11 protein-coding genes are annotated in these 13,966 nt (G+C 48.4%); 10 read left to right on the top strand and 1 reads right to left on the bottom strand.

Going from position 1 to position 13,966, the window contains the following annotated elements; genetic code table 11:
* The first annotated feature begins 13 nt into the window (after nucleotides 1-13).
* The 10 genes from dsrO to ATB78_RS12450 all read left to right on the top strand — a co-directional run bounded on the left by dsrO (nucleotide 14) and on the right by ATB78_RS12450 (nucleotide 12,339).
* Nucleotides 14-781 carry a sulfate reduction electron transfer complex DsrMKJOP subunit DsrO gene (gene dsrO, locus ATB78_RS12495; RefSeq protein WP_061008805.1) on the top strand — a complete coding sequence of 256 codons (768 nt, stop codon included), beginning with the start codon at nucleotides 14-16 and terminating at the stop codon, nucleotides 779-781.
* Nucleotides 778-1,875, top strand: a complete 1,098-nt coding sequence (gene nrfD, locus ATB78_RS12490) for an NrfD/PsrC family molybdoenzyme membrane anchor subunit (protein WP_061008804.1) — start codon at nucleotides 778-780, stop codon at nucleotides 1,873-1,875. Before dsrO ends, nrfD begins: the two co-directional genes overlap by 4 nt.
* A 17-nt stretch (nucleotides 1,876-1,892) precedes the next feature.
* Entirely contained in the window at nucleotides 1,893-4,985 is a 3,093-nt protein-coding gene (locus ATB78_RS12485) for a tetrathionate reductase subunit A (protein ID WP_061008803.1), read from the top strand.
* A 176-nt stretch (nucleotides 4,986-5,161) separates the two neighbouring features.
* Nucleotides 5,162-5,785, top strand: coding sequence for a c-type cytochrome (locus ATB78_RS12480; protein ID WP_045405752.1), 624 nt, complete (start codon nucleotides 5,162-5,164; stop codon nucleotides 5,783-5,785).
* Entirely contained in the window at nucleotides 5,782-6,843 is a 1,062-nt protein-coding gene (locus ATB78_RS12475) for a c-type cytochrome (RefSeq protein ID WP_061008802.1), read from the top strand. The genes ATB78_RS12480 and ATB78_RS12475 overlap by 4 nt, the downstream gene beginning before the upstream one ends.
* 150 nt (nucleotides 6,844-6,993) lie before the next feature.
* On the top strand, nucleotides 6,994-7,998 hold the full coding sequence (locus ATB78_RS12470) for a substrate-binding domain-containing protein (protein WP_061008827.1): 1,005 nt from the start codon (nucleotides 6,994-6,996) through the stop codon (nucleotides 7,996-7,998).
* Between the two features lie 133 nt (nucleotides 7,999-8,131).
* Nucleotides 8,132-9,463: a paraquat-inducible protein A gene (locus ATB78_RS12465; protein WP_005438939.1), complete on the top strand. Its 1,332-nt coding sequence runs from the start codon at nucleotides 8,132-8,134 to the stop codon at nucleotides 9,461-9,463.
* Complete coding sequence (gene pqiB, locus ATB78_RS12460; protein ID WP_061008801.1) at nucleotides 9,456-11,102, top strand: intermembrane transport protein PqiB; 1,647 nt, start codon at nucleotides 9,456-9,458, stop codon at nucleotides 11,100-11,102. Before ATB78_RS12465 ends, pqiB begins: the two co-directional genes overlap by 8 nt.
* Nucleotides 11,102-11,671, top strand: a complete 570-nt coding sequence (locus ATB78_RS12455) for an ABC-type transport auxiliary lipoprotein family protein (protein WP_009707000.1) — start codon at nucleotides 11,102-11,104, stop codon at nucleotides 11,669-11,671. Before pqiB ends, ATB78_RS12455 begins: the two co-directional genes overlap by 1 nt.
* A 95-nt stretch (nucleotides 11,672-11,766) precedes the next feature.
* Nucleotides 11,767-12,339, top strand: a complete 573-nt coding sequence (locus ATB78_RS12450) for a TetR/AcrR family transcriptional regulator (protein WP_061008800.1) — start codon at nucleotides 11,767-11,769, stop codon at nucleotides 12,337-12,339.
* Between the two features lie 118 nt (nucleotides 12,340-12,457).
* Here the strand turns inward: ATB78_RS12450 and ATB78_RS12445 are convergent, their stop codons facing one another.
* On the bottom strand, nucleotides 12,458-13,960 hold the full coding sequence (locus ATB78_RS12445) for an arylsulfatase (protein ID WP_061008799.1): 1,503 nt from the start codon (nucleotides 13,958-13,960) through the stop codon (nucleotides 12,458-12,460).
* Nucleotides 13,961-13,966: the final 6 nt, after the last annotated feature.

Genomic DNA, 13,966 nt, shown 5'->3' with positions numbered 1-13,966 from the left:
TAGCAGGTGAGTTATGGATTCCACCAAACGCCGTTTTCTCAGTGCCGTTACCGCTGGCGCTGCGCTGATTCCGATCGCCGGAATTGGCACAGCCACAGCAGGCACGGTGATCAGAAACAACAATGAACCCGACCGCAAAGGCCAAGTCGGTAAACGCTACGCCATGGTTGTCGATTTGCGTAAATGCGTTGGCTGTCAGGCTTGTACTGTCGGTTGCAGCATCGAGAACCAAGCCCCTATTGGCCAGTTCCGAACCACAGTAAAACAGTATGAAGTCACCCTCGATGATGGCTCAACCGCAACGGAAGAAGTGAAATCTTTCATGCTGCCACGCTTGTGTAACCACTGTGATAACCCGCCGTGTGTGGCCGTTTGTCCAGTGCAAGCCACCTTCCAACGAGAAGACGGCATCGTGATGGTCGATAACAGTCGCTGTGTGGCGTGTGCTTACTGCGTTCAAGCCTGCCCTTACGATGCGCGCTTCATCAACGAAGAGACCCTAACTGCGGACAAATGTACTTTCTGCGCACATCGCCTTGAAGAAGGTTTGCTGCCTGCTTGTGTGGAAACGTGCGTCGGTGGTGCCCGTGTAATTGGTGACATCAACGATCCGAACAGCGAAGTTCGTCGCCTGATAACAGAGCACCAAGACGACATCAAGGTGCTAAAGCCAAACGAAGACACCAAACCTCACGTGTTCTACATCGGCATGAATGAACGCTTCACTCAACACATTGAAGGTCAGCCTGCGATTTACGATCCACAAGGAGAAAAAGCATGAACATAACCGAAGTGCTCGTACAGCCTCAGGCCATCGCTTGGCTTCCGTGGGCAGTGCAATATTTCTTCTACATCGGCTCAGCTTATGCGGCGGCTATTTTGTTCTTAATCGCGCTGTTGTTTGAATCTCACACCAGCCATCGTCTGCGCGCTGCATTGGTGCTGACTCTGGCGATTGGCGCGATCGTTGGCCCGCTCGCGTTAACAGGCGATCTCCACCAACCGGGACGTGCTTGGCATTTCTACGCACACCTCACCCCTTGGTCTTGGATGTCATTAGGTTCGTTGTTCTTACCGCTGTTCTCAGGCTTGGCTGTGGCAACAGCATGGTTATATCTGCGTCATGATTTGATCAGCCTTGAAGCCCAACCGGGCAAAGTGCTTCGTCTAATTTCTAAGTTGTCACTTGGTCGCTGGCAAACCAGCCGCAAATTGATGATGGCCTCCGCTGTAGCAACAGTTCTGTCTGGATTGAGCATTGCACTCTACACTGGCGCTGAAATCGCCATCGTGAAATCTCGTTCATTGTGGCACCAACCAGCATCGCCTGTGCTTTGGTTTGTCACGGCATTTATCGGTGCCGTCGGCTTTACATTGCTTACTTGGTTACTCATCCCATCTAAAACTGAAAAGTTGAGCTTTGGCGATACTCGTCTGTTACGTCAAACAACAGCGATGAGCAGTGTATTGGCATTGTTACTGATCCCGATTTGGGCCTCAAACAATACCGTCTTTTCGCTCTACGCAGCGCCTGAATGGGTCAACCATATCGCACTGCTTACTGCCTTGCTGCTAGCGTGCGTGTTGCTTTCGCTGTTTATATTACGCGATTCAAGCACGAACCTTATTCGCTTGTTGATTATGTCTGCGATGACCCTCACCACAGCATGGACTGTTCGTTGGATCACCATGATGGAAGTACAAACCATCGCTAAGTTCGATGTTGGTTCATATCCATATGACTTACCAATTGGCAGCAATGGTCTGCTCGGCATCATCGGCATGTTTGGTCTGTGGATGGCTCTCGCTCTGCTTGGTTCAGAGCTGGTTCAACCAAAGCATGAATCAACACCTTCAACCCTAACTCAACACTGATCTAAGAGGATTTCATTATGGATAACAAACGCCGTCAGTTTTTGAAATCTGGCCTTGCAGTGGGAGGGCTTGGTGCCTTTGCTGCGGGCTACGCAACCACCACCAAACACATGGTAGAAGGTGCTATTCACGGCACTGCGGGTGAGAAAACCCGTGATATTCACCACGGCAACTCACTGGAGCCCGAATACAAGGTGAACGACAAGGGCAACTTAATCCCGAATCCGAATCAGCGTGTTGCGCCATCAATGTGTTTTGGTTGTTGGAGCTTATGTGGCTTGCGCGTTCGTATCGACAACCGTAACGACGAGATCCTGCGCATTTCGGGCAACCCATACCATCCGTTATCACATCAGCAGCACATTCCATTTGAGACGCCAGTAAAAGATGCTTACTTGAGCTTGGCGGGGGAAAACGGTTTAGAGGGCCGTTCCACAGCGTGTGCTCGCGGTAATGGCATGATGGAAATTCGTAATAGCCCTTATCGTATTACTCAACCATTGAAGCGTGTGGGCAAACGTGGTGAAGGCAAATGGGAACCAATCAGCTACGAGCAATTGGTGGACGAAGTCGTCAACGGTGGTGATCTGTTTGGCGAAGGTCATGTTGAAGGTTTGAAAGACATTCGTGACCTCAACACACCCGTTGATCCACAAAACCCAGAATACGGCCCGAAAGCCAACCAACTGTTGATGACCAACGCCGGTAACGAAGGCCGAGATGACATCTTCAAACGTTTTGCTTTTAATAGTTTTGGTACGCGTAACTTTGGCCATCATGGTTCTTATTGTGGCTACGCTTTCCGCGCAGGCAGCGGCGCGTTTATGAATGATTTGGATAAGAACGCCCACTTAAAGCCAGACTTCGATAATGCCGAATACGTTATTTTTATTGGCATGTCACCGGCACAAGCGGGTAACCCATTCAAACGTCAGGCTCGTCAGCTAGCCAACGCACGTACCGAAGGCAAACTGGAATACACCATTATCACGCCGAGCTTGCCAGCAGGTTCATCCAGCCTTGCCGCGGGTGATAATAACCATTGGATGCCTATCAAACCGGGCACCGATTCTGCCTTGGTTCTTGGCATGATTCAGTGGATCATCGCCAACGAACGCTACAACAAAACCTTCCTTGCGCAGCCTGGAGCAACGGCGATGCAAAGAGCGGGCACGGCACATTGGTGTAATGCTACTCACCTTGTGATCAGCGATGAATCTCACCCACGTCACGGGCACTTCTTACGTGCATCTGAAATGGGTATGCCATTTGAAGGGGAAGCACTGTCAGAGACAGATCCATACGTGATTGTCGATGCGCAAAGCGGTGAGTTGAGCGTACACAAGCAGGCAGGTGAAGCATCGTTGTTTGTCGACCAAGATGTAGAGCTGGCATCTGGTGTCGTTCGCGTAAAATCATCCTTGCAACGTTTGAAAGAAGAAGCGTTTAAATACGATCTGGACTTCTACAGTGAGCAATGTGAGATCCCAGTGGATCAAATCATCGCGCTAGCAAAACGCTTTACCAGTCATGGCACTAAAGCGGTGGTTGATACTCACGGCGGCAACATGCACACCAACGGCTTTTACAACGCCTTTACCATCATGATGCTTAATGCTCTGATTGGTAATATCAACATGAAAGGCGGCGCAATGGCGAAAGCGGGTGGTTATCCGACATCTGCCGCTGGCCCTCGCTACGACTTCACTCAATTTGAAGGCAAAGTGGGACCAAAAGGTGTGTTCCTTTCACGCAGCAAATTCCCTTACCAGAAAACCAGCGAATACAAACGTCGCGTGGAGGCGGGAGAACCCCCTTACCCGACTCGTGCACCTTGGTATCCGTTTGCAGCGCCTTTGCTTACCGAGCATCTCTCGGCGGCGATCGATGGTTATCCATACCGAGTGAAAGCTTGGATCAACCATATGGCGAACCCAATTTATGGCGTACCGGGTTTAAAAACGCTGCTTGAAGACAAGCTAAAAGATCCAAAGCAGCTTGGTTTGATTGTTTCTGTCGATGCCTTTATCAACGAGACAACGGCACTATCGGACTACATTGTGCCAGATACCGTCACTTACGAAAGCTGGGGCATGGCATCACCTTGGCATGATGTTCCAGTAAAAGCAGTGACGGCTCGCTGGCCAATCGTGGAAGCGCGCACAGAAAAAACCGCCGATGATCGCAGTATTTGTCTGGAGAACTTCCTGATTGATATCGCCAAAAAGATGCAGCTAGGCGGCTTTGGTGACAACGCCATCAAAGACACGCAAGGTCGTTTGCACGGCATTCACTCTGCTGAAGACTTCTATCTTCGCTCAGCAGCCAACCTTGCCTACGTGAAAGGTGGCGTTCCGGAAGTGAGTGCAGAAGACATTGCTTGGTCTGGTCTTGAGCGTCTACTACCAAGCATGCAAAAAGCACTAACACCAGATGAGATGAAGCGCGTGGCGTACATATTTGCTCGTGGTGGTCGTTTTGAAAACGCCACAGAAGCCTACAAAGGTGAGCAAATGAAGTACAAGTGGACGCGTCCAGTCGCGATTTGGAACGAGCGTGTTGGCAGCGCAAGAAACACCATGACAGGCGAGTTCTACAGTGGCTGTCCGACTTGGCATCCACAAAAGCTCGCAGATGGCACACCACTTGAGACTCAGTACCCGAAAGCCGAGTGGCCATTCAGCCTGACCAACTTTAAATCGAACATTCACAGTGCGGTATCCAATTTGTCACCACGCTTGAACTCGATTAAAGGCGTTAACCCTGTTTATATCCATCCAACGGATGCCGCTGCAGCTGGTATTCAAACTGGCGATCATTTCGTGATTGAAACTCCGGGATCCAGCACTACAGCACTTGCAATGGTCATGTCTGGTATTCGCCAAGGGACGCTCGGTTTTGAACATGGCTTTGGCCACACAGAGCTTGGTCAACGTGCGCACTGGATTGGTGATAAACAACAACCAGTCAAAACCAGCGGCCATGATGGCGTCAACATCAACGACGTGGGTTTGATTGACCCTACTCGTGAAGGTAAAGGCGTGATGCTTGATTGGGTAGTTGGTGCGGCAGCTCGTCAATCTCTGCCAGCGAAGATTCGCAAAGCGTAGCGGATTCAGCCACCGTTCATTTGTTAGGCTTCTTCCCTTTTAGGGTGGAAGCCTTTTTTATTTCTGCAGCAAGCCGCAATGCCTCTCCACAGGATTTATGTGGATTTCCACAATAGCCACAACTAATAACAATACTCACAATAATGCGCTCAAATAATAATCAAATGTGAGTCAGCATGTTTCGTAACTTATCTTTGGCTGCGCTTTGCTTGAGTGCCGCCTCTTTCGCAGCCTATTCTGCACCACTCCCCGAACACGGTGAGATCTGTACCGGATGCCATGGTGTCGACGGTAAAGGCCAAGCAGGTATCGCACCTATGCTTGCCGGACTGAATGCCGACTATATGGAAAGCCAGCTCGAGCTGTTCTCGAACGACAAGCGCCACAATGTCATCATGAAAGGCATGGCCGATGAGCTTAGCGACCCGACACTTCGTGCAGAAGTTCTGCAATATTTTGCTCAATTGCCGACTTGGGAATTTACCGACCTTGAGCAGCGCGGTGATCAAGCGGATATCAGTAATCCTTATCGAAAATTGGTTTATCAAGGAGACTGGGATAGAAACATTCCCGCTTGTTCAACTTGCCACGGCGCAAGTGGTATGGGCGTAGATAAATTTCCCCGTCTTGCGAGCCAACAAGCCGATTACTTACAAAACCAACTTCATGCTTGGAAGAACGGCACACGTAGCGGTGATCCGCTCAATATGATGGGCAGCATTGCGAAAAAGCTCACTGATAAAGAAATCGAAAACTTGTCTTACTACTTCGCTTCTTTGCGTTATGAGGAATCGAAATGAAACTGATTTATTCCCTGCTGCTTGCAAGCACCTCTGCCCTTGCACACGCCAGTGATGCAGCAAACCATGAACTGCCAGATCGCCAAACCGAATTGCCAGCGGTACAAAAGCACGCTGACACGCAGTACCTTAAACCTCGCGATTTAAGCACCATCGAAAACGACGAATTTGGTCAGAAAGTAAAATTCGGCTACTCACTGTTTGTGAACTCCCAGCAAATGCGTGGGCGTTATGTGGGTAACGAGCAAAACTGTGTGAATTGCCATATGGAAGCCGGACGTAAAGCCAACGCCGCACCTCTTTGGGCAGCTTATATGGCCTACCCTGCTTATCGCAAAAAGAACGACAAAGTAAACAGTTACGCCGACCGTATTCAAGGTTGTTTCACCTATTCGATGAACGGTAAGCCACCAGCAAAAGACTCGAAAGAACTAGAGGCGCTTAGCGCTTATGCCTACTGGCTCGCAATGGGAGGCTTATTGGACCAATACGGGATGCAAGATGAGCCAGTTCCTGCCATCAGTACTGAACAATTATTGACGGGCGGTAAAGCAGAAGATTTCCCGTTGCCAGAAAAAATCGCTAACGCTTTGCCTGCGGAGAAACGTGGCAACCTAGCAGGCCGTGGCTATCCAAAAATCGATAATCCTGAGCTTGAGCCTTCACCAGAGCGCGGGGCGCAAGTTTACGTCGACAACTGCGCGGCCTGTCATGGCGAAAGTGGTCAAGGTATTCACGATGAAAGCGGCCGCTCTTACATTCCACCTTTGTGGGGCGAATACGCTTACAACTGGGGCGCTGGTATGCACCGCATCAACACTGCGGCTTACTTCATCTACGAGAACATGCCTTTGGGCAAAAGCGTTCAATTGAGTAAACAAGATGCATGGGATGTTGCGGCTTATATCAACAGCCACGAACGACCACAGGATCCTCGCTACAAAGGTGATTTGCAAGCGAACGCAGCGAAGTACCACAACCACCAAGGGTACTACGGCAAAAAAGTGAATGGTCATGTTTTAGGCAGTAAAGCCTTCCCGCCAACTACGGTAGATTAAGGCGTAACTTCAATTCGACTAAAAGCGTGTTCACCTGAGCACGCTTTTTTGTTTTAAAACCTTGATACACCGCCACTATTCTCAATTGGGTGTTTGAGTTCATCCGCTGTGCATTGTTAAATGAAGCAAATTTCAGATCCTGAGTTCCCTATGGCTACCATCAAAGACGTCGCAAAAGAAGCTGGCGTATCCATTGCAACCGCATCTCGCGTCATCAATAACGCACCTCACACCAGTGAATCCGCGATTGTCGCCGTCAAAGAAGCAATGAAGAAACTGGGCTATCGGCCGAATGCCAATGCGCGTGCACTGGTCAGTAAATCATCCAACGCTATCGGGGTATTGGTGAACGACGTTTCTGCGCCCTTTTTTGGCACTATGGTCAAAGCCATCGATACCATAGCCAGTGAACAAGAGAAACAGCTTCTTATTGGCAGCGGCTATCATGATGCTGTGAAAGAGCGCAACGCGATCAACTTGCTGATCAACAGCCGCTGTGAATCTTTGGTCGTCCACAGTAAAGGCATGACGGATGCCGAGTTAACCACGCTTGCCAATGAAATTCCGGGCATGGTACTAATCAACCGTATCGTGCCAGACATCGCTTCACGCTGTATTGCGTTGGATAACCGCAAAGGTTCTTACATTGCCACGGAGCATTTGATTCGCAATGGACACGAACACATCGGCTATATCTGCTCTGGTCATGATATTGAAGATGCAAGAGATCGCCGCGACGGTTACCTTGATGCTCTGCGAGATAACGGCATCAAGATTCGTGAAGAATACATCGAGTACGGCGAGCCAGATGAAACCGGTGGCGAGCAAGCTATGGTGAACCTGATGGCTAAGAACACGCCCATCACCGCTGTTGCTACCTACAATGACTACATGGCTGCGGGTTGCATGACCTTGCTGCAAGAAAATGGCATCCGTATTCCTGAAGACATGTCAGTGATTGGATTCGATGATGGTCATATCGCGCGCTACATTTACCCTCGCCTAACGACCATTCGCTACCCAATTCAAGTCATGGCCAACGAGGCGGTGAAGCTCTCACTTCAGTTGGTCAATAACGAAGAAACAGAACGCACGAAACACAAATTATTCATGCCAATTCTGGTCAGACGCTCTTCTGTTGGCAGCATCAAATAAAGCTCAAACCAGTCTCCGAGACTGGTTTTTCCATCTAAACAGGTTAGAAGCTTGTAAAACATCCCCGCAAAAACAAGCGCCTAAGAAGAAAAAGAGTTATTCTTAGTTATTAAAAGTACGAAATAATAACTGAATGAGCACTCAACCAAATTCACGTCAACTGATCTCCTGTGAGGAGTGCGGCTTGGTCGTTCGTATCCCCGATATTGAACAAGGTCAAAAAGCCCAATGCCCTCGCTGTGAGCATTCGCTAACCAAAGTCAACGCCAAGCCGTATCAAAGCGTTATCGCTGTGTCGGTGGCTTGCCTGATCACCTTGGTTTTAAGTGTCTCCTTCCCATTCATGTCATTCAGTGTTCAAGGTTTATCCCAAGAGATCACCTTGATGCACGCGGCGAAGATGTTGGCGGAATTTCATAACGCGCTACTCGGTGCGTTGCTGCTCGCGACAGTGGTCGTGTTACCCGCTATCTATGTTGGTTTGATCCTCTTTCTTCACCTTGAAGCCTTAAAATCACTCAAACATCCGTTGGGTAAAAAACAAATCCGCATGGCGAAAACGCTGTGTCGACTCTTATTCCGAGTCGAGCCTTGGCTGATGGTTGATGTATTTTTGATTGGCGTTTTGGTGAGCTTGATTAAGATTGCCTCGCTGGCAGAAATCGGTATGGGCAGCTCATTCTGGGCATTCTGTGTGTACACCGTGCTGGTCGTGAAGTGCATTTCGATGGTCGATAAGAGTTGGCTGTGGGGACACTTCATTCCTGCGATTGAATTACCAAACGTGAAAGAAGGTGACACACACCATAACGAAAACCACATCGGTTGCCACACGTGTCATCAACTCAACCCAATTGAAGATAAAAAGCACCAAAAGTGTCTTCGTTGCGATAGCCCTGTGCACAGATACAACCCAAAAGATAACATGCAGAAAGCTTGGGCTTTGCTGTTTGCAGCGGTCATTTTCTACATTCCTGCCAATTTATATCCAATGATGTATACCGTTAGCCTTGGTCATTCAGAAGGTTCGACCATCATGGAAGGCGTGGTTCTCCTGTGGCAACTGGGTTCTTACCCTATTGCAGCGGTTATCTTCTTCGCTAGCGTGTTTATCCCTATGGCAAAAATGCTGGCATTGGCGTGGCTTTACTACAACGCTCAAAAAGCACAGTACTTACCACCGGAAGAAAGCATCTCCCGTTTAAAGGTCTATCGAATTACAGAATTTATCGGTCGTTGGTCAATGATTGATATTTTTGTTGTCGCGATTTTGGTTGCGCTCGTACAGTTGCAAAACCTAATGGCGATTTACCCTGGTCCAGCTGCACTCTCATTTGCTGCAGTGGTCATACTAACCATGCTCTCTGCAATGATTTTTGACTCGCGTTTGTTGTGGCAATTACCACAAAACGAAGCGCAGGAGCCAATGAACAATAACTTAACTGAGAAAGCCAAATATGAGTGATGAGAACAACGCAACCGCTCAAATAAAACCTCAAAAGCAGGTCTCTGCGATTTGGATCATCCCGATCCTTGCGCTAGCGATGGGAGCGTGGATGCTGTTCCAATACATCAACAGCACTGGACCAGAAATCACGTTAAAACTTCCTACAGCGGAAGGCATTGAAGTCGGCAAAACCGAAATCAAAGCACTGAACGTGAAAGTTGGGGTGATCACCGACGTCAAGCTTAGCGAAGACTATGACCACATCATTGCAACAGCGCAAATGAACAAAGATGCCAAACGCATGCTGCGTGAAGACTCGATGTTCTGGGTGGTAAAACCGCGCATCGGCCGTGAAGGTGTATCTGGCTTAGAGACCTTGTTATCGGGTGCTTATATTCAACTGCAACCGGGCAATTCTGAGATAGAGAAAGATCATTTCGACGTACTCGATGTGCCGCCAGTAGCCTCCCCTGATGCAGAAGGCCTGCGTATCGTGTTAACTCACCGTGAAGCCGGAAAACTTGGTGTTGGCGATCCCGTTATCTACAAAGGCTTTACCGTAGGTCGAGTGGAAACAACCAGCTTTGATGTTGAAACTCGTCGTGCACTGTACCAGTTGTTTATTTTCAAACCATACGACAGCTTAGTACGCACCAAAACCCACTTCTGGTTAAGCTCTGGCGTCGATTTACAGCTTAATGCAGAAGGCTTTGAAGTGAAGTTTGGCTCATTAGAAAGCCTCATTACAGGCGGTGTCACTTTTGACACCCTTCCAGGTCAAGGCGCTGGTGATGAAGTCAAAGAAGATATGTTGCACTTCCGCCTTTTCGATGATGTGAAGCAAGTACGCGAAGGCATGTACGACGACTACATTCAATTCGTCATGATGTTTGAAGAATCGGTACGTGGTCTAAAACGCAAAGCACCTGTGGAATATCGCGGCCTTCGTATCGGTACAGTAATGAAAGTGCCAATGCGTATGCCAACACCGGAAGAAGATTTCTCGGCGAAAAAAATCCCAGTACTTGTGCGTATTGAGCTCGGTCGCGTTTATGAAAACCTACCGTCTAGCGAACTACCAAGATTCAAAGAGAAGCTCAAAGAAGAGTTTGCTAAAGGACTTCGCGGTACACTGAAAACCGGTAACTTACTAACGGGTGCTCTGTACATCGACACCGACTTCTACCCAGATGAAGACCCATACGTGCCGAGCAAATTCGAAGACTTTGACGTGTTCCCAACCAAACAAGGTGGCTTTGCTCAGGTTCAACGCCAAGTGAATGACTTCCTAACCAAGCTAAATAGCTTACCAATGGAAGACACGTTGAACTCACTTAACAGAACACTGAAGAACTCAGAAAAAACGCTGGCTTCGGCAGAGCGTGTTGCAAGCAGTGTGGATCGTCTTCTCAACCAAGACGACACCAAAGCGATTCCTGCAGACATTCGCAAGAGCCTAGAGCAACTGCAAAGAACGTTGGATGGCTACGGTCCAAACTCCACCATGTACAGCGAAATGGAGTCAACACTGAAAGAGCTTGAAAAAGTAATGACTGAGTTCAAACCGGTACTAAAACAATTGAATGAAAAACCAAACTCATTGGTGTTTGGTGAAGATGAAGTGAGCGATCCAATTCCAGCGAGAGGGCAAAAATAATGAAACGCGGACTTTTATTGATTTCTGCCCTACTGGCAGGCTGTAGTAGTGCACCTGAAGACACAGGCGCTTTGTATGTCTTACCGGAAGCAAGCTCAGCCAAGGTAAGCGATACTATGATTGCACAACGCCCACAACTTGTGGTTCGCCCAGTTGAATTGGCAAGCTACCTTGCCGACAGTGGCATTGTGTATCGCGCTTCAGAGACTCAGATCATCCAAGCAAAACACAACCAGTGGGCGCACAGTATCTCTGAGCAAATCACGACGCGTGTAATCGACGAACTGCGTAGCAAGCAAAGCCAATACTGGCCGGTAGAAGTAAATAACCTGCTCGACCAAAGTGACGAGAGCAAGCTTCAATTGTCGTTAAGTAAGTTCAATGGCAGTTATGAAGGCAACGCTGAAATCGAAGGTGAATGGCTCCTTGTTGATGCTAACGGCAAAGTGAAGACCAGTGCTCCAGTCAAAATCAGCATGCCTTTACAAGATGAAGGCTACGATGCACTTGTCGATGCACTATCGGTAGGTTTGAACAACCTGACAGATCAAATCGCAGCGCAGCTATAACACTCCTCGCCCATTCAGTTCTCTGAGTGGGCGGCTTTTTCTCCCCTTGTTTTCCCGATACACTGTAACCCTGCCCTTTTAGTGAGTGATAAAGAATGAAAGACATGCGACAAGCGTTGCTCGATGCCGGATTGCATTTGATCAATGAACACGGCTTTGCTGGTGTGGGTTTAATGAAGATCATTAACGAAGCAGAAGGTACTAAAGGGTCGTTTTATCACTACTTCAAATCAAAAGAACACTTCGGTGCGATTTTGCTGCACGACTACTTTGAAACGCACCTTGGGCGTCTCGAAGGCTTTTTGAGTGACGAGTCCAAAGCGCCAAGCGAACGCGTGCAAGCTTACTTTGATGATTGGTGCGTCGTTAAGTTGACCGAAGACTTTCGTATTCAATGCTTGGTCGTCAAACTCGCAGGTGAAGTCTCTGGCCACGACACTGAAATGCAAAGTGAAATGGCAGCCGGCACTAAAAAAATGATTGAGAAAATGACGACTTTCTTTGAGCGCTGCAATCAAGAAGGTACGATTAGTTTGTCTGCACCGGAACAAACAGCAAAAACACTGTTTAGCTTGTGGTTGGGTTATACGTTGCTTGCGGCAATGCAAAAAGATCGCGCAATTTTAGATGATGCGATGCAAACCACCGTCAAGCTGCTAAACGAGTAAGCAGAACCTCTCACATACTCGGCAAAACACAGCGCAGCACATATATCGAGATAAACCATCAAGATAAAGACAACAAAGCCAGCATTTCGCTGGCTTTATGTTTATTAGATGGGTAATGCTAATTTCCGACTCCACCGACGGTTTCTGCAGGTGTTTCTGGCGTCACTGGAGGCCACTTTTTAAAAGTTTCCAAATGCTGCTGAACAGCGGCTTGGGCAGGACCAAAGGCCCACATTTTCTGCCCCATCCATTTTAAGTACATACCGGATTCTTCTTCCGCACGTTCATAAGGATCTTGGCGTAGGTTGAATAACAGTGGCGCATTCAACTCTTCTTTCGGACCACTCCAACCGTGGTTTTGTACCACAAAATGCGCTTTCCAATCCCCTACACGGACGGCTTGCAGTTTATCGCGCTCGTAGTAAAAGATTTCGTTGCGATTAGATTTGCCGTTGTTGGTTAGCATTTCCATTTGGTTGTAGCCATCAAGGTGTGCTTTGTGGCCTTTGTAACCTTTCAGCATCTGCTGTTTTAAATCAGCAGGGCCACCAGCAGCTTCGACCAACGTCGGCAGTAGATCCATCCCATCAAACATACCATTGCTGACTTTATTTGCTGGGATTTTTTCAGGCCAACTGATCAAGAAAGGTGCTCTAACCCCACCCTCCCATGTTGTGCCTTTCTCACCGTGGAAAGGCGTCATGCCTCCGTCTGGCCACGTCATTATTTCAGGCCCATTATCGGCGGTGAAGATCACTATGGTGTTGTCAGCAACGCCGAGCTCTTTAAGCTTCGCAAGCATTTCTCCAACGTGGTCATCGAGGTCTTTCATTACGACCTCTTGCAATCCCCAACCGTTAGTACCAAGCATCGCTTCATATTTCGGAGAGAGATGCGTCCATACATGGCCTCGTGATGGGCAGTACCAAGTAAAGAACGGTTTTTCAGCCTTCACCGCACGCTCAATAAAATCGATCGCATGCTTGTTGACCTCATCATCAAGAGTACGCATTCGCTCAATGGTGAGAGCGCCATCATCTTTAATCGACTGGCCACCTTTTCCATCGGCTTTCGCATGAATGACATTACGTGGCGCAAACTTCTGGAAAGCTTCATCTTTTGGCCAATCAGGGTCTTCGGTGTATTCCATTGCGTTTAGGTGGTAAAGCCAGCCCCAATACTCGTCAAAGCCGTGCATAGTTGGAAGAAACTCATCGCGGTCACCTAAATGGTTTTTACCAAACTGCCCCGTGACGTAGCCAAGCTCTTTAAGTAACTCAGGTAGAGTTGGAGTATTTTGGTTGAGCCCAACAGGACCACCAGGTAGGCCGACAGTGTGCATGCCTGTTCTTACTGGTAATTGCCCAGTTAGAAAAGCAGAACGCCCAGCAGTGCAAGATGGCTGGGCGTAATAATCGGTAAGTAACATGCCTTTTTCAGCAATGCTATCGATGTTTGGCGTCTGGCTACTCATCAACCCGCGGTGATAAGCGCTGACGTTAGAGACACCAATATCATCAGTAAATATCACGAAGATATTGGGTTGGTCCTGCGCTGCAGTTGCAGCGAAGGACATCAATGAAGCCAACCCTAGCGCTATACGACGAAGTATCCCTTTCATAGATTT

Origin of the sequence: Vibrio sp. CUB2 (assembly GCF_001557945.1) — a bacterium.
In the GTDB taxonomy this organism is placed as follows: domain Bacteria; phylum Pseudomonadota; class Gammaproteobacteria; order Enterobacterales; family Vibrionaceae; genus Vibrio; species Vibrio owensii.
Note: the sequence above shows the minus strand (reverse complement) of the source record. Positions and strands in the feature narration are given on the sequence as shown.